General features: G+C 41.2%; 17 protein-coding genes. 9 read left to right on the top strand and 8 right to left on the bottom strand.

Features of this window, described 5'->3' with window-relative positions; translation table 11 throughout:
- Positions 1 to 174 precede the first annotated feature (174 nt).
- The 4 genes from ACHFIY_RS07755 to ACHFIY_RS07740 all read left to right on the top strand — a co-directional run bounded on the left by ACHFIY_RS07755 (position 175) and on the right by ACHFIY_RS07740 (position 9,186).
- Complete coding sequence (locus ACHFIY_RS07755) at positions 175 to 651, top strand: GNAT family N-acetyltransferase (RefSeq protein ID WP_410845507.1); 477 nt, start codon at positions 175 to 177, stop codon at positions 649 to 651.
- A 137-nt stretch (positions 652 to 788) separates the two neighbouring features.
- Positions 789 to 2,801 (top strand): glycoside hydrolase 5 family protein, encoded by a 2,013-nt coding sequence (locus ACHFIY_RS07750; protein ID WP_410845506.1) that lies wholly within the window; start codon positions 789 to 791, stop codon positions 2,799 to 2,801.
- 331 nt (positions 2,802 to 3,132) lie between these two features.
- Positions 3,133 to 5,136 (top strand): sialate O-acetylesterase, encoded by a 2,004-nt coding sequence (locus tag ACHFIY_RS07745; protein ID WP_410845505.1) that lies wholly within the window; start codon positions 3,133 to 3,135, stop codon positions 5,134 to 5,136.
- A 1,377-nt stretch (positions 5,137 to 6,513) separates the two neighbouring features.
- On the top strand, positions 6,514 to 9,186 hold the full coding sequence (locus tag ACHFIY_RS07740) for an NHL domain-containing protein (RefSeq protein ID WP_410845504.1): 2,673 nt from the start codon (positions 6,514 to 6,516) through the stop codon (positions 9,184 to 9,186).
- Between the two features lie 248 nt (positions 9,187 to 9,434).
- Here the strand turns inward: ACHFIY_RS07740 and ACHFIY_RS07735 are convergent, their stop codons facing one another.
- Together ACHFIY_RS07735 and ACHFIY_RS07730 are read right to left on the bottom strand one after the other, a co-directional pair.
- On the bottom strand, positions 9,435 to 9,659 hold the full coding sequence (locus ACHFIY_RS07735) for a hypothetical protein (RefSeq protein ID WP_410845503.1): 225 nt from the start codon (positions 9,657 to 9,659) through the stop codon (positions 9,435 to 9,437).
- Positions 9,660 to 9,881: 222 nt separating this feature from the next.
- Positions 9,882 to 11,216, bottom strand: a complete 1,335-nt coding sequence (locus tag ACHFIY_RS07730; RefSeq protein WP_410845502.1) for a carbohydrate porin — start codon at positions 11,214 to 11,216, stop codon at positions 9,882 to 9,884.
- Positions 11,217 to 11,548: 332 nt separating this feature from the next.
- On the opposite strand from ACHFIY_RS07730, the gene ACHFIY_RS07725 reads away from it, so the two are divergent.
- From ACHFIY_RS07725 to ACHFIY_RS07715, 3 genes are all read left to right on the top strand, one after another.
- The gene (locus ACHFIY_RS07725) at positions 11,549 to 11,731 is read left to right on the top strand and encodes a hypothetical protein (protein WP_410845501.1); all 183 of its coding nucleotides are present in this window, start codon (positions 11,549 to 11,551) and stop codon (positions 11,729 to 11,731) included.
- Positions 11,732 to 12,010: 279 nt separating this feature from the next.
- Complete coding sequence (locus ACHFIY_RS07720) at positions 12,011 to 13,342, top strand: DEAD/DEAH box helicase (RefSeq protein ID WP_410845500.1); 1,332 nt, start codon at positions 12,011 to 12,013, stop codon at positions 13,340 to 13,342.
- A 252-nt stretch (positions 13,343 to 13,594) separates the two neighbouring features.
- The gene (locus ACHFIY_RS07715) at positions 13,595 to 14,581 is read left to right on the top strand and encodes an aldo/keto reductase (protein WP_410845499.1); all 987 of its coding nucleotides are present in this window, start codon (positions 13,595 to 13,597) and stop codon (positions 14,579 to 14,581) included.
- A 342-nt stretch (positions 14,582 to 14,923) separates the two neighbouring features.
- Here ACHFIY_RS07715 and ACHFIY_RS07710 read toward each other — a convergent pair whose 3' ends face one another.
- Positions 14,924 to 17,422 (bottom strand): TonB-dependent receptor, encoded by a 2,499-nt coding sequence (locus ACHFIY_RS07710; protein ID WP_410845498.1) that lies wholly within the window; start codon positions 17,420 to 17,422, stop codon positions 14,924 to 14,926.
- Between the two features lie 962 nt (positions 17,423 to 18,384).
- Between ACHFIY_RS07710 and ACHFIY_RS07705 the strand changes: the two genes are divergently transcribed.
- Both ACHFIY_RS07705 and ACHFIY_RS07700 read left to right on the top strand, forming a co-directional pair.
- Positions 18,385 to 19,524, top strand: a complete 1,140-nt coding sequence (locus ACHFIY_RS07705) for a T9SS type A sorting domain-containing protein (protein WP_410845497.1) — start codon at positions 18,385 to 18,387, stop codon at positions 19,522 to 19,524.
- A gap of 253 nt (positions 19,525 to 19,777) precedes the next feature.
- Positions 19,778 to 21,409, top strand: coding sequence for a T9SS type A sorting domain-containing protein (locus tag ACHFIY_RS07700; RefSeq protein ID WP_410845496.1), 1,632 nt, complete (start codon positions 19,778 to 19,780; stop codon positions 21,407 to 21,409).
- 140 nt (positions 21,410 to 21,549) lie between these two features.
- Here ACHFIY_RS07700 and ACHFIY_RS07695 read toward each other — a convergent pair whose 3' ends face one another.
- The 5 genes from ACHFIY_RS07695 to ACHFIY_RS07675 all read right to left on the bottom strand — a co-directional run bounded on the left by ACHFIY_RS07695 (position 21,550) and on the right by ACHFIY_RS07675 (position 25,636).
- Positions 21,550 to 22,839 carry a bifunctional folylpolyglutamate synthase/dihydrofolate synthase gene (locus ACHFIY_RS07695; protein ID WP_410845495.1) on the bottom strand — a complete coding sequence of 430 codons (1,290 nt, stop codon included), beginning with the start codon at positions 22,837 to 22,839 and terminating at the stop codon, positions 21,550 to 21,552.
- Positions 22,840 to 22,920: 81 nt separating this feature from the next.
- Positions 22,921 to 23,793, bottom strand: coding sequence for a hypothetical protein (locus ACHFIY_RS07690; protein WP_410845494.1), 873 nt, complete (start codon positions 23,791 to 23,793; stop codon positions 22,921 to 22,923).
- Positions 23,794 to 23,936: 143 nt separating this feature from the next.
- Positions 23,937 to 24,569 carry an ATPase gene (locus tag ACHFIY_RS07685; protein ID WP_410845493.1) on the bottom strand — a complete coding sequence of 211 codons (633 nt, stop codon included), beginning with the start codon at positions 24,567 to 24,569 and terminating at the stop codon, positions 23,937 to 23,939.
- A gap of 7 nt (positions 24,570 to 24,576) precedes the next feature.
- The gene (locus tag ACHFIY_RS07680) at positions 24,577 to 24,831 is read right to left on the bottom strand and encodes a hypothetical protein (protein ID WP_410845492.1); all 255 of its coding nucleotides are present in this window, start codon (positions 24,829 to 24,831) and stop codon (positions 24,577 to 24,579) included.
- Positions 24,832 to 24,862: 31 nt separating this feature from the next.
- Positions 24,863 to 25,636: a sulfite exporter TauE/SafE family protein gene (locus tag ACHFIY_RS07675; protein ID WP_410845491.1), complete on the bottom strand. Its 774-nt coding sequence runs from the start codon at positions 25,634 to 25,636 to the stop codon at positions 24,863 to 24,865.
- Between the last annotated feature and the right edge of the window lie 5 nt (positions 25,637 to 25,641).

The raw sequence follows: 25,641 nt of genomic DNA, 5'->3' as shown, positions 1-25,641 counted from the left end.
TGTCCAAAGAATAGTATTAAAGAAGATGGAAGGATATTAAAAACCCTGAAAGGGTTGAACAACAGTAGCCACGGGTGCAACCCGTGGTAGGAAATATGGAGGCATAGAATCTTTTCCTTAGTGACACTTTGAGCCTTGGTGCCTTAGTGGCAAAAAAGGCCAAAAATATAAACAATGGACAGTAGAACAATCATAAAAGCCACAAAAGCAGATGGCCTCGCCATACACGAACTCATTGCTAGTGTGCTGGGCGCAAGCGGCTTGTACCACCTGCGCCCAACTTTTGTGGATGATGACATAAACGATTTGGAGGCAAATTATTTTAGCCAAAAGGGTTATTTCTGGGTATTAAAAAATGATGCTGGGGGTTTAACGGCTTCTGTTGCCATCGGCCGCATAGACGACACCACTTGCGAACTAAGGAAAATGTACCTGTTGGTGCAGGAACAGGGCAAAGGCATAGGTAAACTATTGTTGCAAACGGCCATTGCAAAAGCAAAAGAACTAGGCTATGCCGCTATGATATTGAAAACAAATAGCCAACTGGGCACAGCAATAGGGTTGTATAAAAAATATGGCTTCCAGCCTGTTCAGATATCAGAAAAGGACAAGAAGGCAGATTGCGATGTGGCCATGCGGCTGGATTTGTAAGGCAATCTGATTTGGTAACTTTCTAAAAGTTGCCAAATCTAACAGGCAAAAGCGAATATTTTTATGCAGCCATAGGGGCTATAATCATACGAATCAGTAAAATCATTTTTAATCAGTGGTCTAAAACAACCTACAATATGCGTACACTTAAAAACGGGGCAGTTAGTTGCTGCCTATTGCTTTGCCTCTCTTTGTTTTCCAACAAGCCATACGCCCAGGAAAACAACCTGCTTACCCAACAGGGCAGTTTTGCCGTGGGCGTAAACTATTGGGCTTCTTATGCCGGCGTGCACATGTGGCGTGACTTTAGGCCAGACATCATAGAAAAAGACTTTGCACAATTGTCGGAGAATGGTGTTAAAGCGCTAAGGTTATTCCCTTTATGGCCCGATTTTCAACCCATCCATCAAGTTTATACTGCAGAAGGTAGAAAAAAATACATGTCTTTTAAAGACGAGTTGCCATTACCGGCCACAGGCGTAGGTGCCAATGGCATGAGCGAGGAGCAGTTGCAACACTTTGAAGTTGTGGCAGACCTTGCAAATAAGTACCATTTAAAACTAGTCGTGGGCCTCATTACAGGCTGGATGAGTGGGCAATTGTTTGTGCCGCCAGCCTTGGAAGGCAGGGATATTATCACCGACCCAGAAGCACTTACTTGGCAGCAAAAGTTTATTTCCACATTTGTTAACCGCCTAAAAAGCAAACCAGCCATCCTTGCATGGGATTTTGGTAATGAGTGCAATGTGATGCAGAAACTAGACAACCATTATCAAGCTTATGTTTGGCAGGCAGTACTTGCAGGTGCTATACGCACAGCTGACAATACAAGGCCAATTGTGTCGGGTATGCACAGTCAAAATGTGGAGGATAATGAAGCTTGGCAAATGGTTGATCAGGCAATTTTTACGGATGTGCTTACTACGCACCCTTATTCGTTGTGGACAAAATACACCAGCCAAGATGGCATCAACACCATGCGTACCATCCTGCATGGTGCTGCCGAAACCAAGTTGTATAGCGATGTAGGCGGTAAGCCTTGCCTTACTGAGGAAACAGGCGTTATGGGGCCTATGACAGGTGGTGAAAAGGAAAAAGCAGCTTTTGCCCGTACAGCATTTTTCTCCAATTGGGCACACGATTGCAGGGGCACATTTTGGTGGTGCGCTTACGACCAAGCAAGCTTTAATTTTCCGCCTTATAATTTTGCAGCAGTGGAGGCAGAGCTGGGCTTGATAAAAGAAGACCGCACCCCGAAACCAGTATTCAACGAAATCAAGAATTTCAGCAGTTTTATTGACAAACTGCCTTTTAAAACATTGCCTCCCCGCAAAACAGAGGCAGTATGCGTGCTTACAGATGGTCAAGACAATTGGTCGGTGGCTTATTCTAGTTTTGTTTTGGCCAAGCAAGCTGGCTTCGATTTCCAGTTCCAGAAAGCAGGTCAGCCATTGAAAGATGCGCCCCTTTACCTGTTGCCATCCATGAAATTTATTGAGCCAATCATGAAGGGGGCTTGGTTGGAGTTGCTAGAAAAAGTAAAAGCAGGTGCCACTCTTTACCTATCATTAGACAATGCTTACCTGCACTCGCTCACTGGCCCGATGGGCATCGAAATTTCCACAAATATCAAACGACGTGGCGATGTTTCTTTTCTTGGTAAATTTTTTGGGGATAGCCTGCGGTTCACAAATGCTTCAGAAAGAAAGCTATTCATCGACCCCAAGCAAGCAACCGTGTTGGCAAAAGAAGATGACGGTAACCCTGTGTTCCTAAAAGCCAGCTATGGCAAGGGTGAAATTTACTTGCTCACATTCCCCTTAGAAAATAACCTTACCACGCTTACCGGGGCTTTTGACAAAGGTCAGCCTGCTTATTCAAATATTTACAAGCAAATTGCCGCGCCATTTATTAAAGAAAGAGTGCTAACGCAAAACAACCCCTATATCGGTGTTACTGAGCATCCGCTAAGCGACAATGAAAAAGTAGTGGTATTAATTAATTACGGCACGGAAGACCTTACCATTGCCCCTATTATTAAAAATGGATGGAAAATAGCTAAAAGCCTTTATGGCAACTACACATCCGAAAAACAGTTGGTGCTAAAGGCTAATGATGCATTGGTATTGTCGGTACAAGCGAAGAAATAGGCTTTCTGAACCATGATTTTTAGGATTAGTGAGATTAAAAGGATTTGTTGTAGGGGTGAGGCAAGACACCGCTCTTTCTCCTACATATAAAGTATATAAACAATTCTTTATAGCTATTTTAGTGTAATCCCAATAGATAGCTGCAAGGAAAGTTTATCATAAAACCACTTGTATTTTGTCAACGGTTGGCTCCCCCTCGCCTTTGGAGAGGGGGTTGGGGGGTGAGGTTTACACGCTTGAAGGGAACACTTGATTGCATGGTATTTGTGTAGATACCATACACAGTCTCTCAAAAACACATTATAATAATAAATAAAATAATATAAAAAATATGAAAAAAATCATCTCAAGCCTCCTCTTATTAATGTTGCTGACCCATATTTCTTTTGGACAAGCTAACCCTAAAAATATAAAATTGCCAGGATTTTTTGGCAGCAATATGGTGTTACAAAGGGACAAGCCTATCAAGTTTTGGGGTACGGCATCGCCCAATACAGGTTTTGCCATAGAATTTGCTGGCAAAACAAAAACAGTGGATGCAGGTGCCGATGGCAATTGGCAGGTAACCTTCCCACAGCAAAAAGCAGGCAGCAATGTGGAACTGAAAATAATGGGCGACACCGTAACTATTTATACAAATATACTTATGGGCGATGTGTGGCTTACAAGCGGCCAAAGCAATATGGATTTTAGCTTTGGCAATACAGACAGCGTGGCATCCGATATGATAGAGAACAGCAATATCCGCTTTGTTATTTTCCCAAGCATTATTTCAAACTACCCACAGAAAGATGTAAGGAAACTAGACTGGCAGCTTTGCAACAAGCAAACAGCTATCTCGCTTAGCGCAGTAAGTTATTATTTTGCACAGAAAATAAATAAGGAAACGGGCGTACCTATCGGTATCATCAGTTCCTCTTGGGGTGGCACGAGCGTAAAAGCATGGACTAGCGAGCAAGGCATTGCAAACATCCCCGAGTACAAAGCCCTGCTGGATACTTTTTTGCGCAACCGCTATACTGCCAATGCAATAGACAGCATTAGTACTAAAAACTATGCTATTACCAATAATAACAACAAAAAATATTTTGCAGCCGACAAGGGCTATATACAACAATGGACAAAAGGCAACAAGGGCGATGCCACATGGTTACCTGTACAATTACCTGGCCCACAGCCAAAGGAATTTATGGGGGCACATTGGTACAGGAAAGAAATGGAACTTCCTGCAAGCGTGAAAGACGGCGTATTTTTTGTGTATTACGGCAGGATATGGGGAATAAGTGAGATGTATATAAACGGCGTGAAAGTTGCCGGCAACAACTATTTGCGCAATGAAAATAAATTTTTCCTGAAGCCCAACACGCTAGTACCAGGCAAAAATATACTCGTGCTTAGGGTAGTAGATGCAGATACATCCACCCTTTTCCAAGGCCAGGCCAGCAGGATGGTGTTGCAAAATACGGATCCTTATCACCAAGACAAGTTCCCTATTGCCGGCCAATGGGAAACAACGACTACGCTAACTGCAGCAGAAATAGCAAAACTAACCACAACATTGGAAAAAGTGGCACCTAACACCACCGTGAGTTCAATTTTTAATGTAAAAATAAGCCCTTTGTTGCCCTTGTCTATAAAGGGCATACTATGGTATCAAGGCGAGAACGATGCGGCAGTAGGTTATTTTTACAGGACAATCTTTAAAAATATGATAACCGATTGGCGGCAACAGTTTGGCCAAGGCAGCCTGCCATTCATTTTTGCACAACTGCCTGTTTTTGGCAAAATAAAAAATGAGCCAGTTGAAGACAAAAGCGAATGGGCCGACTTACGCGAATCGCAAGCGGCGGCTTTGTCGCTTCCCAATACATCGATGGTGGTTACCTTAGAACTAGGCAATCCCAACGATATACACCCGCACAACAAAAAACCAGTAGGCCACAGGATGGCGTTTGCAGCCATGAAAATGGTATATGGGTACAAAGATGCGTCCTTATCCCCTTTGCTGAAATCATATACCATTAAAGGCAATGAAGTGCATGTTTATTTTACCAATACGGGTACTGGCCTATCAATTAGGGTTGGGGATGCCCTGAAAGGTTTTGCTATAGCGGGTGCTGACAAAGCATTTGTTTGGGGCGATGCCAAGATAGTAGGCAAAGATGAAATAGTAATCAGCAGCCCATCTGTTAGCCAGCCAGTTTCGGTGCGTTATGGTTGGGGCCAAAGCCCTGTGGATGCCAACCTAGCCAATAAAGAAGGCCTGCCCGCCTCTCCTTTCAGGACAGATGACTGGCCAGTATATACACAAGGGAAAGTAGATAATAAAAATTAGGGAACTGCCTTAACGCAAACTTATACACATCTGTTTCTAAGCACATATCCACATAGTTTAAAAAAACTGCTTCGCTTAGATAAGGCAACATAGCCTAAAAGAAGCAAGTTTTTTTATTAAATGCAGCTTATGTTGTAAATACCCCTTTATTCTTTTTCAAATTTATGTGCCTATTGTGCCTTAGTAATATTTTCAAAATAAATTTCCCCGTTTCCGAATAAGGATTTTTTCATTTTATCAGCCTTTTGCACTATTCTTTGTGTCCTTAAAGTGAAACGCTTCTTAATTCCCCTCTCCGATGGCAGTGCCCTTTGTATTAATTCTTGTGTGCTTTGTGGTTAAACCTAAGATGTTTGTACACGGTAGCTCTTGAGGGGTGGCCATCGGCCGAGGTGGTTACTCCGCTCTTTTTGCTACTTTGCGCAAAATTTTTGTGTTCTTTGTGGTTAAATAATTTTTTAGAAATTAACAGGAATGGGGAAAGTTATTTCGGAAACATTACTAAATGGTTATTTTAGGGTACATAAAAATTTTTCGCTGAGTTGCCTATTTCTGATTTGTCCTGAAACGTCCCCCTAATTTATAAAAACCTTATCTTTGTACTATAGATGCACCTTATACAAAGCTGGTGTCGCGGAAGCAGTATCGTAGTTCTTTTTTTACTAATATTAAAATAGTAGTTTTTGAAAATTAGGGTATTATAATTCCTTATCAATAAATTATCACTTTATTATCACAAAATGATTAATCTACTATCAGTTTGTTATCAATAAATCATAGTAAAATTATCCTAAATGATACTTTTTTGATACAAGGTTTTTGTCAATATTGTTGATATTCAATGTTTTACAAAGGATATGATAATTTTAAAAAAAATCCGCAATAGCATAAAAATACACAAAATTGGTAAAACTGAAACTATCTTAATAAAAAACCCGGAAAAAATAATAGTATAAAAATTATATAAGTGTTCTCGTTTTGCCCCTCGCTTGCTCCCTATCCCGTGCAAAAGTTTGTCGTTACCAGTCTATATAAGTGGGGTCGGATGGGAGTAAGGTTGTGTTAGGGTGAATTTTTACTAAAAAAGCGAAAAACTTCTTTACAACCAATGTTATGGCACAAATAGGCCTGCAAAGCCTCAAAGGGGCGACATATACTAGCAACGGGTATAGCACTTCGCATAAAATGGTTGTTTCTAACTAGGCTGAGTTACTCATCGTGAGCCTTTGCGCACCCTTTTTTACTCATTTACACCCATGTGTACAAATTTTCCTATAGGGTGAAATAATATTGGATTAGTAACCTTATTGTTGATAAATTGCAATTGGATTTTAAAAAACATCACCCAAAATACAATAAAAACCAAAAACAAGTTTTATGAAAATAAAATTTTACGCTTATGCAAGGATGGCAGCCCTAGTTGCTATTATTTTTTGTTCGGGTACAAATGTGCTAAAAGCCCAAATCATCACCACTATTGCTGGCATAGGCAATGCAGATGGCTACCAAGCCGCCAATGTGGGCATTGGCTATGTGTATGGCATCGCATCAGACAAAGCTGGCAACCTTTATTTTACATCAGATGGTGCTAACGGCGGTGCTATCCGCAAAGTGCTAGCAAGCAACGGCAAACTTAGCTCGGTGGCCGTTAGCACATTTAAAGACTCTACTGGCTTTGGTTACGACCTTGGCGGTCTAACCGTTGATTCAATAGGGAATATTTTTTTTGCAGATAGGTACCGTTACCGCATCCGCAAAATATCGGTATCTGGGGTTGTTACCACTATTGCGGGCAACGGTTCTTATGGTGATACTGGCGATAGCGGCCTAGCCACGCAGGCACAATTGAAGGATCCTTATGGGGTAGCTATAGATGCCAAGGGCAATATTTTTATAGCAGATAATTACAAGATAAGAAAAGTGGACAAAAATGGTATCATCACCACCGTGGTAGGAGGGGGAAGCGATACTTGGGCAGAAGGTGGCGTGGCAACAAATGTTGGAGGGTACAACTATAACCAAACTCTAGCTATTGACAGCAAAGGCTGTATTTATACAACTGCTTTCTCTAGTGTTTATAAAGTAGATACAGCGGGCATCATACACTTAGTGGCAGGAGATATAAACGCTACTTCCATAGGGGATGGAGGCCTGGCCAAAAATGCGCAATTGAGCGACCAGTTGGCCATAAATATTGACGCAAAGGATAATTTATTTATTACTGACTACCGCAACCACCGAATAAGGAAAGTAGATACATTAGGCATCATTAGCACCGTGGCTGGCAATGGTATAAATGCCCCTGCCACTGATGGAACAATTGCCAGCCAAAACAGTATTGGGCTTTCTGGTCTCTGGGATGCAGAAGGCAAGGTAGCATTTGGCAGAGCAAACGATTTTTATTTTGTGGAGGCATACGATACCCTACTCTATTCTAGCCAAGGTTCTAATGATTATGGCATTACGCATTTCCGTATTAAGCATGTTGGCAGCACAGGTGTAGTAGGCACGGCGGCTGGCAATGGCACAAGTGCCCTGAATGGCGAGAATATTGCGGCTACACAAGCCCAAGTAAGTGGTTGGGGATTGGCAACCGACAACAAAGGCAACATCTATTATGCGGCTTCTAATGATTCACGCATACGAAAAATAAACACTTCAGGAATTGTGGCTACTTATGCCGGCAACGGCTTACAAGGCTTGAGTGGGGATGGTGGACAAGCCTTGAAAGCACCGCTGGAAGATCCTGAAAGTATCGCTACTGACTCATCTGGCAACCTTTTTATTTGCGACCAAGGTCTTTCCCGTATCCGAAAAGTAGCCGCCAATGGCATCATCACTACTATTGCTGGCATAGATTCTAATTGGAATGGGGGCTTCAATGGCGATAGCATCTTGGCAGTTAACGCAAGGCTCAACTATCCATCTGGCATATCGATAGACGCAGCAGGAAACGTATATTTTGTTGACCAAAACAATCATCGCATTCGTAAAATAAATACGAAAGGCATTATTACCACCATTGCGGGCAATGGGCAGCGTGGACATGCAGGCGATGGTGGGCTGGCCATAAATGCGCAAATTGGCTCCCCTTTCGCCACGGCAATAGATAAAAAAGGCAACTTATATTTCAGCGACCCAGATACCAACATCATCAGGAAAGTTGACACAAAAGGCATTATCACTACCATTGCCGGCAATGGCAATATAGGGTATAGTGGCGATGGTGGCATGGCTAAATTTGCATTGCTAAGTGCCCCAGCGGGGCTGGCAATTGCCCCCAATGGAGTACTTTTTTTTGCTGATGCGTACAACAATGTTATAAGGAAGATAGATAGTTTAGGCATCATCACCACGGTAGTTGGCAAGGGAGGCACAGGCTTTAGCGGCGATGGTGGGCTTGCAAAAAATGCACAGCTAAATTTGCCTATTTCAATAGCATTGGATAATGCTGGCAATTTGATAATATCCGACTATGGCAATTACCGCATCCGTAAGGTTACGCCTGCGCCATTGCCCCTTATGCTGCTAAGTTTCACTGCCAAGGCAGCCAACTATGCCATCCAAACCGAGTGGCAAACCACAACAGAAACCAATACCAGCCATTTTAAAGTAGAACATAGCATTGATGGCAAAGGATTTACCACAATTGGCACAGTAGCGGCAATAGGCAGCGGAGCAAATAGCTATGCCTTTACAGACAATAACCCAGCCGATGGCACAAACTACTACCGCTTGCAAATGGTTGATAAAGACGGTAGTTTTAGCTATAGCAAGTTGGTTGCGGTTGTACTCACCACTCACTACTCACCACTCACCATTTCCCCCAATCCTGCAAAAGATTTTACAACCATTAGTTTCACCCAATCCGTTGACAAAGCAACTATTGCAGTGTACAACATGTCAGGCAAAGTCGTGATTACGCAAATGCTAAGCGGAGTTACAAACGCTTACAAGCTAAATACCCAGTCCTTGTCAAACGGTGTGTATGTGCTAAAAGTAACAACGGGCACTGGCAGCTACAATGAAAAGCTGTTGATAAACAAATAGGTTTTAAAAGAAGTGCACCTTTAGGCAATGTTTCCGAAATTCCGAATAAGGCTTTTCATTTTTCAGCCTTATTCGGAATGGGAAAGTTATTTTAAAAGTATTACTAAACATCAGTTGTGCATCAAATTTTTTTATACACCTGAATATAGTTGTATTGATATGGGTAGTATTTATAGTTGAAAAAAAAGGGATGAAAGCAGCATAAAACGCTTCATCGCCTCTTTTAATACTCGGTGATATATAGTAAATCAAGGGAATGCCTGCGCAACTGCTTGCAGGTCTGTAGCTTGGCTCTCAGAAAAATCAATCAAGCAATAAAAGCTGCCTATACAAACGAAAACCATCACAAAGCACAATGTAAAACGCACAACGCATTGGCATTTAACAGCACGGATAAACAAATACAAACACCAAACCAAGCTGATTATCCCAATGCACAAAACAGAAGTAGTATCGAATAAATATGCTGTCATGCCACAAAATTAAGTAGTGCGGGCATCTCTTTTATCAATTTTGAGCGTACTCCTTTGTTTAAGGGGTGGGACTTATTGCCACAAAGTCTCAAAGGTTCTAAGAAGCACCAAGGAGATAAAGTAGAAGAAAGAAAATAAAAGAACAAGGAGCTTTGTATTTTGCAATAACCTTTTTCTTTGTGTACCTTTATAACTTCGGGCCTTTGTGGCAAGAAAAAAAAATTACAATGACAAATGCAGCCTTACAGCCACCAACTGCACTGGTCCCCTGTCTTTGTTGTAGGCAGGGTTGGTAACATACTGGTAATCAGCAGTAGCCGTTATATGCCCTACTAAAGGGAAAGAATAATAGGCTTCCACAATTTTCTCGTGTGCATAGTTCAATCCCCCATCGCCAATAATAAAGCCATAGCCCCCATTTGCAAGATACTGCCTATGATTGTTAGAAATGCCATTGCTTGCAAAGGCAATACCCAGCACATCCTTTTTGCGTTTCCAGATGCTCCCATCAAATTGGAAGCCAGTGGCAATGCTGTTGTCTATTTCTGTAAATGCCCAAGTTTCATTTTTGCCGTCGTTCCAGCTGTGCTTAATGAAATGATGTATTTTGCCCCAATGGCTTTCAAGCGTGCCATAATAGCCATTCTTGGCTCGGCCATACTCTCTGCTGCTGTCAATATCAGGTGCCATATTATTTTGTGTGCCATTAGCAACCGATAGCGCATAGTTGCCCATGTGTGCATGGTTGCTGTAAAAACCTGCACGTAAGCTAAAATACCTACCTTCCTTTTTCTTCAATAAATGAAATTTTTCTACTGAAGCTTCTATCACCTGCCCCATGGCATCGTTCCCTTTCCATTCCATGTTTTCGCCATTGGCTGTTTTTGGCATTGCCGTATTGGCATATTTCAGAGAAAAGCCTTTATACACGGCTTGCAGCACCACCCCCATGGTATAGCCACGGGTGTTGGCGGGGTAGTCCCATGCGCCGCTACCCATAAGGCTCCAGTTCATAAACTGCGTGCGTGGGTCATGGCTTATTTCAGAGTTGTCAAAAAAATCGGTAAGCGAAAATTTCCCTGCTATAACAGAAAAATAATCCTTGTGTGCCGTTTCGGCTACTTGGTTTTCATCGTCCCTCACGTTCTCCAATTGTTTGCTCAATGCAAAGCGCTGCTCAATGTACAACCGGGCAATAAATGGCTTAAACTTTGGGCTGCCTACCCTGTACACTTCCCCATTAGGAAAACCCGCTATGCCTTGGGTTTTGCTAAGCCCTTTGCCTGCTGCTGCTTCTGGATTAAAAATAATATAGGTATTCTTAGCTGCTTTGTAATTAATGAAAAGCGTGGTAGTAAGCGAGGTTGCCACTGGTTCCGAAGGTAAAAAACTATTAGCACCTGTATAAGGTGCTGCGAAATCGAAATGATACTGGGGAATAACAGTTGCCTGGAAGTGCAGGGAAATATGCCTGTGGAAATTGGTATCCAACGGTTCTTGTGCCAAGCTAGCAACAGCTGTTGATACTGCAAATAAAAAAACAAATACTTTCTTCATACTACAAATGTAATAAATTTAGGGTAGCCTAAAATTAATTTTAGTATATATAAATAAATAAGTCCTATTTTCTTTGTATCAACAAGAACGATTAAATACCAAACAAAACAGAAAAATAATAAGATTGCTTATTTTTTGCTACACATCGTCTCTTGCACCATGGGAATTTGCCACTTAAAAAACCCTTTTCGCCCTTTAATGCCCAAAAACGATCAACAAAAAACAAAAAAGCTGCTCAGCAACATCTTGGCATGAATATTACGTTCTTGTTATCAAGGAAAATGTGTGAGCAATAATTGCTTTTATATTTTAATCAATAAATATATAGCACGATGATTACTGAAAAATTAATTCTACTACTGAAAACTGCATTAATAATGGGTATTGTAAGCATGGTGGGTACTACTGATGCAACATCTGTAACTATGGCATTAGTTGATGCCAAGCAAAGGCTTTTTAATTTTATTCCACAAAAAAACATTATAGCCTTGTCAGTGAAGGCAGATATTTTTTAAGTAATAAACTCCTTTAGCAACTCGCTTTAGGATATAAACTAGTGGCTTTTCTTAAACTTTGCATCCTTTAAGCCAAGCGTTTTTTTTCCTTTTATTTGCGACTTCTTTGCGTTTATGGCTGTGTGGGTCTTTGTGTTCAAGCCCTCGCTTCAATTAAAACAAAACCAGTTCACAGATTTGTAATGCACAGTAGTTTAGTCGTTGGGGGCAACTCAATCCCCACAATTGCCCCTCATCAGTTAACTTCGCAATACTTCTTCACACAAGGAGGCAAGTATTATGACTTTTGACGACTTAAATTTAAACACCCCTTTGCGCAATGCCCTTGCTAATTTGGGCTATGCGCAGCCAACTACCATACAGCAGAAAGCATTCCCGGTAATAATGTCCGGCAGGGATGTGTGCGGCATTGCCCAGACAGGCACGGGCAAAACCTTTGCTTATTTGCTCCCTTGCCTGCGGCTATGGGCGTTTAACAAGCAAAAAGAGCCACAGGTATTAATCATTGTGCCAACCCGGGAGCTGGTGGTGCAAGTGGTAGATGCCATTAAAGAAATAGGCAGCTATATGAACCTGACCGCCGTGGGCGTGTATGGCGGGGTAAACATCAACACCCAGAAGCTGGCGTTGGAAGATGGGGCAGACATTATTGTAGGCACGCCAGGCAGGCTGATAGACCTGCTTTATGATGCTTCTTTCAAAACAAAATCCATTAAGCGATTGGTAATTGACGAGGTAGATGAAATGCTGAACCTCGGTTTCCGCACGCAGTTGAAAAATATACTAGACCTGCTGCCACCCAAAAGGCAGAACCTGATGTTCTCGGCCACCATTATTGATGAAGTGGAACAATTGATTGCCACTTTTTTCAACGACCCTATTTATATCGAGGCTGCACCCACAGGCACGCCATTGGCAAATATTGACCAGCAAGCCTACCATGTGCCTAATTTTTACACCAAAACAAACCTGCTACGCCTGCTGCTGCAACAAAATGAACAGATGAGCAAAGTATTGGTGTTTGTGGCCACCAAGCAACTGGCAGACCAACTAGGCGAAACAATGGAAGCCGCTTTCCCGGAAAAAGTGGGGGTAATACATTCCAACAAGCACCAAAACCACCGGCTGAACACGGTGAAGCAATTCCAGCAGGGGGTCTATCGCTTTTTAATTGCCACAGATATTATTGCCCGTGGGCTAGATATTTCGGAGGTAACGCACGTTTTTAACTTCGACATACCCGAAGTGCCAGAAAACTATATCCACCGTATTGGCCGAACGGGTAGGGCAGATAAAAAAGGGATTTCTCTTAGTTTTATTACGGAAAAAGAAAAAGAATCGCTGGAAAAAATTGAGGCATTGATGAATTTTCAAGTGCCAATAATGGCTTTGCCGGACGATTTGGAAATATCGGATGTGCTTACCGAGGATGAAAAGCCGAAGATACACATGAAAACCTATTTGGTAAAGCTGCCTAAAAAGGAAAACGTGGGGCCTGCTTTCCATGAAAAATCGGCCAAGAACAGCAAGGTAAATAGCAGGGTGAGCCATAAAGACAAGATGATGAAAAAATATGGCAAACCGATAAAAAGGGGGGCGAAGAAGAAATAGCTGGAGGGCATTCGGAAGTTGGTCGGGAGTTAGTCGGGAGTAAGCGGGAGTTGAACGTAAATCGGAAGTAATCATATGTAAATGGGGGTAACAAAAGTTAAGTAATAGTGCTTCCCAAACTTGCGATTTACGTTTAACCCTCGACCAACTCCCGCACAACTCCCGTGTAGAGCAAACTCCCGATTAATTTCCGTGCGAAGTAAACTTCCGAATAACTGCCGTTCAACTCACGAAGAAAATAAACACACAAATATGCAATACAGGAAACTAGGAAAAACAGGAATGGAAATATCTGCTATCAGCCTTGGCACATGGCAGGTAGGCGGCAAATGGGGCGAGCCTTTTAACAATGCCAATGCAGATAAAATATTAAACGAAGCCGTTGACAAGGGCATTAATTTCATTGATACTGCAGACGTATATTCCGATGGCGAAAGCGAAAAAGCTGTTGGCAAGTTAATACGCACCCGGTCTGAAAAAATATTTGTAGCTACCAAATGTGGCAGGCAACTGAACCCACATGTAAACGCAGCGTATCAACCTGCCGTGCTTCGGAAGTTTGTAGAAAACAGCCTTAGGAACATGGGGCTGGAAACATTGGACCTGATACAATTGCATTGCCCGCCTACGGATGTGTATTACCGCCCGGAGATATTTGAATTGTTCGACAAGCTAAAGCAAGAGGGCAAAATACAAAACCTTGGCATCAGTGTAGAACGGGTGGAAGAAGCATTGAAGGGGATAGAATTTGATAATGTAACCACGGTGCAAATTATCTTCAACTTGTTTAGGCAAAGGCCAGCAGAATTGTTTTTTAAAGAAGCAGCAAAGAAAAACATTGGCATCATTGTGCGTGTGCCGCTTGCAAGTGGCTTGCTTACGGGCAAATTTACACAGCAGTCAACCTTTGCCGAAGGCGACCACCGTTTCTTTAACCGCAATGGCGAAGCTTTTGACAAAGGCGAAACTTTTTCTGGGGTAGATTACAATACTGGCTTAGCAGCAGTTGAAGCACTAAAAGCCATTTTCCCACATCAACCAAACCTTGCACCCATTGCCCTGCAATGGATTTTACAATTTAAGGAAGTAAGCTGCATTATACCCGGTGCATCTAGGCCAGAGCAGCTTGTAAGTAATTTAGAGGCTTTTTTAGTACCCGAGTTTACACAAGCGCAATTGACGGCTATGCAGGCAGTATATGATGCTTATATCAAAAAGCAGGTGCATCAATTGTGGTAGTTTGATTTTTAAAAACACAACTCCTCAATTTAAGCGAATTGGTTTAACCGCAGAGGTTCGCAGAGTTTTTCACGCAAAGAAGGCGCAAAGGGATGTAAAAATGTAAAACGCTACGTTTAAAGGGCGCAAAGTTTGGGCAAAGCCTGTGCGTTATAATCAAAAAATAATACTTTTAAAATAACTTTTTATTTCCACATATTACTTTTTTACTCAGTTACCCAAACTGCACCATTCTGGCTTCCTTTTAGCGTAGCGTTTTACCTTGAAATGGATAGTGCTTTGCGTTTCTTTGCGCAAAGCCTTTGTTTTCTTTGCGGTTAAATGTATCGGTTTTTTACCCACTTACCATCTTGCTATTATTTTCACGTTCAGCAAGCGGGGGGTAAGCCTGTTGGGGATGGCATAAGTATTATTTTGAAAATCTTTGATAAGCAGGTAGCTTATAGTATTGTCTTTGTCTATTATATTAAACACTTCCAAGCTGCCCCAAATACTTTGGAAATTCCTGAAAGGGGAGTGGCTTCTCCTTTTTGCTTTTTGCCCATCTATCAGTAAGGCACTAAAGCCCATGTCTACCCTCAGGTAACTAGGTATAATTAACGCATTGCGGTATTTTACGCTGTTAGGTATGTTGTAAGGCAAATTGCTACCATATATGGTGTTCAGGTAAAATTTAAGGTTTTTGTTGTTGCTCATATAGTCTTGGAAAAACATCCCAAAGGTAAACCTGCGGTCTGTAGGCCTTCGTATCCAGCCTACTTGGTTTTTAGTACTGTCGGTAACTACCTTGTCTTTGGTATCTGACCCAATTACTTGCCCAGTAGCATTGGTATATTGGTAATAATTAAAATTATCAATTTTCTCCTTGGTACCCATGATGCTAAAACTTACCCAGCTTTCAGCATCTTTTACCAGCTCGGCATACAGCCTGTTTTCAATGCCCACGGCATAAGCTTTTGCGTTGTTCTCTCCAAAATACCGTACACGCACATTGTCAACATCATAAGGCACTACGTCCCACAGGTTTTTATAATAGGCTTCGGTAGTAAACCTTGCTGGCCGCTTAAACATTTCAAAGTTCACATCCAGCCCTGTGCTTACCTGCCAGCTTTTTTGTGCTAACAAATGGGTGTTTACAGTGCCGTCGTAGCGGCGTAGCTCACGATAAAAAGGAGGCTGCTGGTAAATGCCTACCGAAGACTTGAAAATTACATTCCTTGAGTTTTTGGGCTTGAACGAAAAACCCATCCGTGGCGACACCAAAAATTCTTTATTGAGGGTATTGTAATTGTATCGTGCGCCTATTTGTAATATAAAATCGCTGCTGTCTTTAAACTGGATGTTGTCTTGCACATAGCCACTGAAACGGTTTACGTCTAGGTCTGCTTTACTTTTCAAGGTAGTAAACAGCATTAATTTGCTTGGGTTGTATGGCAGCGAATAACCAGCGCTGTCATTGTATTGCCATTCGTTTAGCTTGTCGGTGATGTTTTGGTGTTCTATGGTATTGCCCCACTGTATAAAATGCTTGCCTTTGTCTAGGCTGCCTTTATGGCTAGCGTTTAGCACATTTATTTGCAATTGGTTCCTACTAAAATTTTGATACACCCCTGCGCCAAGAGGGTTTACAATAAGGCCATAAGTAGCACTTTTGCTGGCAAAATCCCTTTCGCCAAAAAGATAAGCCCCCGTAATGTCTTGGTTTTCTTGCTCCTTGTCTGTAAAGCTGCTAAGCATCCATTTTAGCCTTAGGTTTTTGCGTGGCTGGTGAATGGCAGATAAGCCAATGAAATTGGTGCTATACTTGTCTTTTTCCTGCCCCGAAAAAAATATATCTAGCCCTAGGTTTTCCGAATACAGTGCGGTGAAAACAGAAGATGTCAGCTTGCTTTCCTCTGGCTGCAAAGAAAACCTTGTGCCTGACAAGTTTGCCAATAATTCCAACTGCAACTTGCTGGTGGCTTGCCAGGTAACTAGTGTTTGCAAATCGGAAGAGGAGGGAACATAGTTGCCTTTTGTTTCCTGGCTGCTTAATAAAGTCCTGTTGCTTCGGTTCCTTGCGCCAAACTCATAAGTTACTTTGTTGTTGGCAGCTGTGCCTTCTAAGTGCAGCCCCTGTTCTAGCAAGCCTGTGTACGCAGAACCAGCAAAAGCCTTTGGCTTGCGGTAGGTAATGTCTAACACACTGCTGAGCTTGTCCCCATACTTTGATTGGAAGCCGCCTGTGTAAAACTTAATGCCGCCCGTCATTTCCGGGTTTATAAAACTTAGCCCTTCTTGCTGCCCATTGGTTACTAGGTAGGGCCTGAATATTTCAAAATCGTTTACATAAATTAAGTTTTCATCGTAGCTGCCGCCCCGCACGGAGTATTGGGAGGTCAGTTCATTGTTGCTGCCAACAAAAACCTTTATCAGGCTTTCTATGCCACCAAGCGGTGATGGATTTTCCAGTGCCTTTGTGGGGTTGATGCTTACGGAACCTGCTTCCCGGTGGCTGCGGTCGTCTTGCACGGTAACCTCTTGTAGCTTGGCAACAGTTGGCAGTAAACGGATAATGGCTTCCTTTTCTTTGCCTGCGGCAATAAGGTAACCCTGCTGCACGCTGGCATACCCAATAGAGGAGAATATGAGGGCAAAAGGCTTGTTGGCCATTACTTTTATCCTGAACCGACCTAGCGAATCGGATACTGTATTTTTTTGGCCGTTGAGCATTTGTATACTCACGCCTTGCAAGGGGGCATCGTTCTCATTTAGTACCCTTCCAGAAATATACGCATGAGACTGGGCGAAGCCAATGGCAGGGAAAGCAATAAGAACAATTAGCACTTTTAGTAAACGCATCTGTAGTAGTATATATAAATATTAATTAAGGGTTGCCAACCTTCAAAAGGTTGGCAACCCTTCCGTTATATTAAGGACAAAGAAAAGGAAATACTAGGGTATGGGTTTATAAAAGTTTTTCGCTTTGGGCTAGCCTTTGCTCCACCTCACGCTCGTTTTGTAAATAATGATTGGCAACCTTTTAAAAGGGTGCATAAAAGTTTTTCGCTTGGATTGCCTTTTTTTGATTTGTTCAAAAACAGGGCTTAATAAAAAAAACTTATCATTGTACTATAAATGCACTTGATACAAAGCATTTACAAAGCTAGTTTCCATCCAGAAGTATCGTAGTTCTTTTTTTGCTAATATTAAAATAGTTGTAGTGCTAAAATTGGTGTTGCGTTTATCACCCACAAATCACTCACTTTTTCTCACAAATCACTCACAAAAGACGCACAAATCACTCAAAAAGTACGCACAAAACACGCACGAATCACGCACAATTTTTTTCAAATATTGTTGATAATCAATGGTTTAAATGAGCGAAAGCGATTTTTGAAAAACGACAAAAGTGGAAAAGAGACCCAAAAATGGCAAAACTGAAACTATTTTAATAAAAAAACAGTAAAAATAGTAGTATAAAAATTGTATAAGTGTTCTCGTTTTGCACTCCATCTTCTTGCTCCCTGTCCCATGGGATAGTTTGTTCCGGCCTTTCAGGATAAGTGAGGCAGGATGGGAGCAGGGTTGTGTTACGGTGATTTTTTTACTAAAAAATGAAAAACTTTTATGCACCATTTTGAAAGTTGGCAACCCAGTCTTATAAACCTGCCGTATAAGGTTGGCAACCCCTACCGTAAACCGAATAGCATTAGAAAAAATATGTACCAATTTCACCCCTAATGTTATTAAATTGTTTCCAATATGTTTGTTTTTGATTTTTTTTACTTATTTTGTGGGCAATAAAACAAAAATTTATAGTTATGAAGAAAATTTTTACACTTTTTATTGCTGCATTCGCAGTTGCTAACAGTTTTGGCCAAGTTGCTACATGGAATACTTTCGGTGTTACTGCTACTACTGGTTCAACCCAAGGGTATGCACCCGCTACCATTGATGCCAATGTAACATCATCTGGTTTAGTTGCTGCAGATAGTGTGCACCGTTTGTCCACTGCAAAAGTTTGGGGTGGGGGTAACTGGGCTGTTAATACGGCAAAGGATGGCATAGACAGCCTTAAATACATTACTTTTTCTCTTACACCTAAAGCAGGTTATTCTTTATCCCTCACAGGACTTGATTCTTTGCGTTACAGGTCAAGTGCAAAAGGACCTATTAGTTTTTTGTTGCAATATGCTGTAGCAGGTGGTGCCTTTACAGACATACAGACATTTAACTATGCTCGCCCAACTGCTACCACCAACGGGGCAGTTGCACCTGTAGATTTATCTACTTTTAAAGATTTACAGGCTGTTACCTCCACAGTAACATTTAGGCTTGTTCCTTTTAATAGCCCAACCTCTGGGGGTTCTTTTTACATAGGCAACAATGCTATAAGTAAAACTGCCATATCTATTATTGGTGCGGTTGTGCTTCCAGTTGCGCTACATTCATTTACTGCATCGTTAGTAAATAGCCAAGCACAGCTAAACTGGCAAACTACTTCTGAAATTGATTTTCATCATTTCGATGTGGAAAAAAGCTTTGATTCCAAAAATTTCAGTTTGCTTTCTACGGTAAACGCTGTAAAAAAAGCAGGGGTAAGTGCTTACGAGTATGTTGATTTCTCAAAATCACTAGACTTGCAATACTACCGTTTGAAAATGGTGGACAACAATGGCAGTTACAAGTACAGTGCTATTGTTGCAGTAAACGGAAAAGCAACCACTAATGTGCAAGTTTTCCCTAACCCTGTTGCAAATTATGCTATTGTATCGCATCCTAAAGCTACTGCAGGTGCTTTTTTATGGGTGATAAGCATGGATGGCCGCAGCGTTGCTTTAAAAGCAGTGCAAGTTGGTGCAACGAAAACAAGCCTTGATGTAAGCAGCTTAATGAGAGCTAGCTATATTGTTTCCTTTGAAAATAATGGTACTAAAATGGTTACTAAGCTGATAAAATAATTTTAATTAGGCAATAGTTAAATATTTCTGGAAATAAGTGTTACAATCTTAGAGATTGTAGCACTTATTTTTTTATGTATATTACTAAAAGAAAAATACGGGGTTTTTGCTTTGTTTCCATTTGTAAATAACTTGGTTTTTATTGATTTTTCCATATTAAGTGGAGTAAGGGCTTGTAAAATGGTTGTGGTTGCTTCTGGTATTACATATTGATATTTATTTAATCTTTTATTGTTAACAAAAAATGAGAATTATGAAGAAAATGTTTACGCTTTTTGCTGCTGTGCTAGGATTTGCATTCGCTAAAGCACAGGTGGTTCCTTTTACGCCAGGTAATTTGGTTATTTACAGGGTAGGTAAATCAGATTCCCTAATAAATGTAGCATCTCCAGTTTTTTTGGATGAAAGGGATGTTAAAACGGGTAAGTTAGTACAAAGTATCGCCATACCCGCAGATTCTGCAAGCGTAGCAGGCACTAGTAGCTATGTACTTACTGCTAGTGGCACTGGGACTAGTGAAGGGTTAATTACAAGGTCTGTAGATGGTAGGTATATTATATTTACAGGATATAATTCCACAATTGATACATCTAAAAGTTCTATCAGTGCCACACCTTCAAAGAATGTAAAAAGAGTTATTGGCAGGGTAGATGCCAATGGTGTTGTAAATACGACCACAGGTTTAAGTGATGCCTCATCGGCTTCAAGTTTTCGTTCTGCAGTATCTGAAGATGGAACTGCTTTTTGGAGTAGCGGTGGTGCGGGTGGTATAAGGTACTCTAAACTTGGGGATACAACATCTACATCTATTTTAACTCCACCCGGCAATATCAGGGCATTGGAAATAATTGACGGGCAATTATATTTTTCCAGTCAATCTACCGCAAACGGTAGGAAGATTACTATTGCACAAGCAGGAACAGGGTTGCCTACCACAAAAACTACCACAATAACGCGTTTGCCAGGGGTGGATACTACTAATGTTACCACCAAAGCGCAACCGTCTGTTTATCAGTTTGTTATTTTGAAGTTGAATGCAGGAGCAGTATTATATATTGCTGATAATGACCTTGATACTGTTGTTGGGCGTGGCATTAAAAAATATTCCTTGGTTGATACAACATGGAAATACAATGGCTCCATTAAAACCAGTGGGGCTACAAGCATAATTGGAACGACTGACGGAACTACTGCTAGCTTATTTGCAACATCATCTGCTCGTTTATACTCAATTACCGACGCTTCTGGTTTCGATGCAATACCAGGTGTATCCGATACAGCCGTTGTTCTTGCAGTTCGGCCATCAATTACTAAAACAGCCTTTAGGGGTGTTGCTTTTGCACCGGTAGTAGCACTTCCAGTAGGTTTACGTTCGTTCACGGCGTCTTTGGTAAACAATACCCCAAAATTGTCATGGGCAACAGCTAGTGAAATTGATACTAAAAGCTTTGATATAGAAAAAAGCTTGGATGCAAAAACTTTTACGCCTTTGGCTTCTGTGGCTGCTACCAATGCGCCTCATGTATATGCATATGATGACAACAGCAAGCAATTTGGCCTGCAATACTACCGATTGAAAATAGTGGACAATAATGGCAGCTTTAAATACAGCAATATCGTTTCTGTAAATGGCAAAGTTTCTACTAAATTGGAGATATTCCCTAACCCTGCCACGAATAGGAGCAATATTACCTTGTCTTTCCCTAAAGCAAGTGCTGGTGCTCTTATAAAAATAACCAGCCTTAGCGGCAAAACAATGGCTATTTATTCAGTACAGGCAGGTGCTACACAAACGAGTGTTGACGTAAGCCGTTATGCAAAATCTAGCTACATCGTTTCTTTTGAGAACAATGGTACAAGGAGCGTAAGCCAGTTTATTAAATAAGTTTTTGGGTTTGTAGATTAATTGATAAGTGTTTAAGAGAGAAGAAGCCGCCTCCAATTATTTGGGGGTGGCTTTTTTAGTTATGAATGATGAGTTATTAAGTTATGTCCCATTCATAACTTATAATTCATAACTCATAATTAAATCCTCACTTCCCCCACCACAAACACACTTCCGCAAACCAATACCAAATCATCTTCATGGGCATGGTTAATGGCGGTTTGTACAGCTTCATTAACTGTTGGATATGAATGGCCATGCAATTTAAAAGCGGTTGCCCTTTCTTGCAATTCCTTTTCATTTAATGCACGGGGTATCTGTGCTTTGGTAAAATAATAAGTGGCATGTTGCGGCAATAAGGCTAATACATCATCTATCGCTTTGTCTTTTGCCATGCCTATAACTATATGCAGGTGCAGGTGATTGCTCCATTCCAGTTGGGCTACTAATTGCTTGATACCGTCATCATTATGCGCAACATCTACTATCACATTCGGCTTTTCATGTACTAGCTCCCACCTGCCGTGCAGGCCGGTAAGTTTTTTTACTTGCGGCAATGCTTTTTTTATAACCTCTGTAGTTGTATTAAAACCCTGTAAATGCAATTGATGTGCTGTTTCCAAAACAGTCAATAAATTCTTGGTTTGGTAAATACCCGGTAAATCTAAATGGTAAGTTTCGTGGGTGTCATGTTCTTTGTCCGCCACTTCTACAATCAATTCATGCAATTGCGGCGTAAAGCTAGCCACATATTTTTTTTCTTGGGCAAAGATGATTGGGGCGTTAACTGATGTTGCTTTACTAATAAACACTGGCCTTGTTTCTTCTATTGCTTCGCCAATCACCACAGGGATTGATGGTTTTATTATGCCAGCCTTTTCTGATGCAATAGCTTGCAAGGTGTTACCAAGCATATTGGTATGGTCTAAGCCGATATTGGTGATTACGCTTAGCAGGGGGGTAATGATATTGGTGCTATCCAACCTGCCACCTAGCCCTACTTCTATAACCGCTATATCTACTCTTTGCTGCGCAAAATAGTCAAATGCCATTGCTACCGTTATCTCAAAAAAAGAAGGGGAAATTTCTTCGATCAAGGGCTTTATCCGCTGCGTGAAATCAACCACAAAAGCTTCGTCGCACCATATCCCATCTACCTTTATCCTTTCCCTGAAGTCAACCAAGTGCGGCGAGGTATATAGGCCTGTTTTATAGCCACCTGTTTGCAAAATAGCAGCAAGCATGTGGCTACTGCTGCCTTTGCCATTGGTGCCTGCAATGTGTACCGCCTTAAATTTGTTTTGTGGGTTGCCCAATGCCTCGCATAAATGAATGGTATTGGTAAGGTCTTTTTTAAAAGCCGCCGCCCCAATATGGCTGAACATAGGGAGCTTATGGAAAAGGTAGTCAATCGTTTGCTGATAGGTCATAATAATTAGGAATTAGGAATTAGGAATTAAGAATCGGGTGGGATAATTCCTAATTCTCAATTCCTAATTCCTAATTATTTTTTATTCTCTTATTTTGAAATTGAAAACAATAGTGCCGTCTTGTACATCGTCTGTAGTGGCATTTAGTTTTAATTCTTTGGCTTTCCGCAAGGCAATGCCCCTGATATTGGGGTTGGTGGTAGTAGTGCCTTTAGGGTTAATAACTGCATTGGTTACATTGCCAGCCATATCCACCGTAATATCCACGGCTACTTTTGCAGGCTCGTTAAAATCATCCTCAAAACTTGGGTATTTGTTTATTTTCCTGCCTTTCAACCCGCTCCTAATACTAATACCGCCACGCCCATTTGCCGAATTGTAAATCTGGCTGTTTGGGTTGCCATTAGGGCTTCCTTGGTCGCCCTTTCCGCCAGTAATGCCTTGGTTTGTAATATGGTTGTTTACCTCAGCATTGTTCCCGCCTGGGCCATTGCCCCCACTAAATTTACCCATCGTTGCTTTTGCTACAGGTACTGGTGGCGTAGGCACAGATACAGTTTTTTTTATTGTTGATGGCTTGGTATTTGGGGCAGTATTACTAACAGTTGATGTAGTTGGCTTATTTACAGGCACATCATTTTCATCGGGTACTGCATCAGCAGGCTTTGTAGTACTTGCTTCTGGCTGAGAAGCGGATGGTGGTGTATTGCCACCTGCTTCTTTAGAAGGTTCGCCGGGGGTTTGTGGTGCTACATCGCCACTGCCTGTTTCGCTGTTGCCAAGGTTTACTTCAATGCCCGTAGCAGAAATAGGAGGGGGTGGTGTTTGCGGCATGGCCCAGTGCACAAAAAAGAACACAAGGAACAGCAGCAAGCAAAACAATAGAGTAATGGCGGCTGCCTTTATGTTTTTGTCCCTTTCAAAGTTTCCCTGCATCGCGTGGCTATTTGTCATACAAACAAATTTAGTTTACAATATTCAAAACTATTAAGATGTTGAAAAGTACATCTTTCATAAAAGAATTAAATAAAGAATTGTGAAAATAAATATTTATAAAGCAATAGGTGCTGCTTTTAACAGATTATTGGAGTGAAGTGCTATTGAGTAACCAAGCCTGTAATTGTAGGCAAGTATTGTTTAAACCATTTGGGTAGCTGTAATAAAGATAGAGAATAGTTCAATTTGCCAAAATGTAAAACAGCAAGCACTTCATGCTGCACCGAAGAGGTATCTATTATTTGCACGGTATCAAATAAAGGGAAATATTTATTGAGCTTTTCCAGGTTGCCATAAAAATTGTCTGCAACTGTTTGTGGATTCACATAATGCCCGCCCTTTTTTAACCTAGTAAGTACACGTTGCTCAGACAAATCGGTATCTGCAAGCCCTAAAAAAATTAAGTGGATATGGTAGCCTTCTGCTTTAAATCGTTTAGGAATATCCCAAGTAGCCTCGTTTGTAAAATGGCCTTCATATACAAAATCAATTTTATTGGCAAGCACATTTTCTACAAGGTTGTCAAATGTATTTTCTACAAAGGTAAAAGCTAGTTTTTTAATCTCTTTGTGCGCTCTCATTCCTTCCGACCACAATTCCCTTTGTTTTTGCATGAATAATTTATCACCGTCAAAAACGGTACAGGAAGATTGGATAGTTTCTGGTAAATACGATGTGCCTACTGTAGATTTTCCTGCACCATTGGAACCTGTAATAATAAATAGAGATGGCATAATAAGGCTAGGCTAACTGATATTGTAAACGGACATCATCGCTTTCTTGTGTAGACAGACGGCGGACAACTGTAAAATCCTGCGAAGCATTATTTAGTTTAACTAATTCGATAAAGCCTTCTGGGTATTCCAAATAACATTCCCTTTGTGGCAAATCTTTTGCATTAATCATAAAAGGATGACCACTTTGCAATTCACTCAAACGCAATTTTTTTACTGCATCGCTCCCTTTTTTTTCAATAATAGCTATTTCATTTTCCATAGATGCAATTTAGTAATTTTTTCAATACCCTTCACTTAGCAATAAACACATCATAGGCAAATCGCAGCAGCGTTGCCGTAACAATGCAAAGGAAAAATACCCTGATAAAGCCATTCCCTTTCTTAATAGCAAACCTAGCACCCAAAATACCCCCACAAGAATTGCTAAATGCCATGGGCAAAGCAATGCCCCAAATGATTTTCCCTTTCAGGATAAACAAAACGATAGATCCAAAATTGGTGGCTACGTTTACCATCTTGGCCTTGGCAGAAGCGTGCAAAAAATCGTACCCAAGCAGGCTTACCAATGCCAGTATTAAAAAACTACCCGTGCCTGGGCCTACAAATCCATCGTACAAACCAATAATAAGGCTAATACAAATGGCATAGATAATTTTAGTTTGAAAAGGAAAGCCCTTGTCGGTATGCTGTCCAAAGTCTTTTTTAAAATAAGTATAGACGGCTACGAAAATTAAGATTACTAAAAGCAAAGGCTTCATAAAGGCATTGCTAACCACCGTCAACAGTTGCGACCCAGCAAAAGCAGCCACCAAGGCAATCGCCATCATCGGTGCTAAAATTTTCCATTCGGCTTTTTGTTTTTGCATGTATTGGTAGGCCGCAAAACTGGTACCGCTAAAAGCGGGGATTTTTATGGTGCCAATAATGGTTGCTATGGGCAATTGCGGCAACAACAAAATACTGGCTGGCAATTGAATAAGTCCGCCGCCGCCCACAATAGCATCTATAAAACCCGCAGAAAAAGAAACGACACATAAAAAAAGGAGCGTCCAGGTAAAAATCATGTTGT

Source organism: Parasediminibacterium schistidii (assembly GCF_046546515.1).
Lineage (GTDB): Bacteria > Bacteroidota > Bacteroidia > Chitinophagales > Chitinophagaceae > Parasediminibacterium.
This window is presented reverse-complemented; position numbering and strand designations above follow the sequence as displayed.

Coding starts and splice junctions, on each gene's coding strand:
- ACHFIY_RS07755 (WP_410845507.1), top strand. CDS start 175: ATGGACAGTAGAACAATCATAAAAGCCACAAAAGCAGATGGCCTCGCC.
- ACHFIY_RS07750 (WP_410845506.1), top strand. CDS start 789: ATGCGTACACTTAAAAACGGGGCAGTTAGTTGCTGCCTATTGCTTTGC.
- ACHFIY_RS07745 (WP_410845505.1), top strand. CDS start 3,133: ATGAAAAAAATCATCTCAAGCCTCCTCTTATTAATGTTGCTGACCCAT.
- ACHFIY_RS07740 (WP_410845504.1), top strand. CDS start 6,514: ATGAAAATAAAATTTTACGCTTATGCAAGGATGGCAGCCCTAGTTGCT.
- ACHFIY_RS07735 (WP_410845503.1), bottom strand. CDS start 9,659: ATGACAGCATATTTATTCGATACTACTTCTGTTTTGTGCATTGGGATA.
- ACHFIY_RS07730 (WP_410845502.1), bottom strand. CDS start 11,216: ATGAAGAAAGTATTTGTTTTTTTATTTGCAGTATCAACAGCTGTTGCT.
- ACHFIY_RS07725 (WP_410845501.1), top strand. CDS start 11,549: ATGATTACTGAAAAATTAATTCTACTACTGAAAACTGCATTAATAATG.
- ACHFIY_RS07720 (WP_410845500.1), top strand. CDS start 12,011: ATGACTTTTGACGACTTAAATTTAAACACCCCTTTGCGCAATGCCCTT.
- ACHFIY_RS07715 (WP_410845499.1), top strand. CDS start 13,595: ATGCAATACAGGAAACTAGGAAAAACAGGAATGGAAATATCTGCTATC.
- ACHFIY_RS07710 (WP_410845498.1), bottom strand. CDS start 17,422: ATGCGTTTACTAAAAGTGCTAATTGTTCTTATTGCTTTCCCTGCCATT.
- ACHFIY_RS07705 (WP_410845497.1), top strand. CDS start 18,385: ATGAAGAAAATTTTTACACTTTTTATTGCTGCATTCGCAGTTGCTAAC.
- ACHFIY_RS07700 (WP_410845496.1), top strand. CDS start 19,778: ATGAAGAAAATGTTTACGCTTTTTGCTGCTGTGCTAGGATTTGCATTC.
- ACHFIY_RS07695 (WP_410845495.1), bottom strand. CDS start 22,839: ATGACCTATCAGCAAACGATTGACTACCTTTTCCATAAGCTCCCTATG.
- ACHFIY_RS07690 (WP_410845494.1), bottom strand. CDS start 23,793: ATGACAAATAGCCACGCGATGCAGGGAAACTTTGAAAGGGACAAAAAC.
- ACHFIY_RS07685 (WP_410845493.1), bottom strand. CDS start 24,569: ATGCCATCTCTATTTATTATTACAGGTTCCAATGGTGCAGGAAAATCT.
- ACHFIY_RS07680 (WP_410845492.1), bottom strand. CDS start 24,831: ATGGAAAATGAAATAGCTATTATTGAAAAAAAAGGGAGCGATGCAGTA.
- ACHFIY_RS07675 (WP_410845491.1), bottom strand. CDS start 25,636: ATGATTTTTACCTGGACGCTCCTTTTTTTATGTGTCGTTTCTTTTTCT.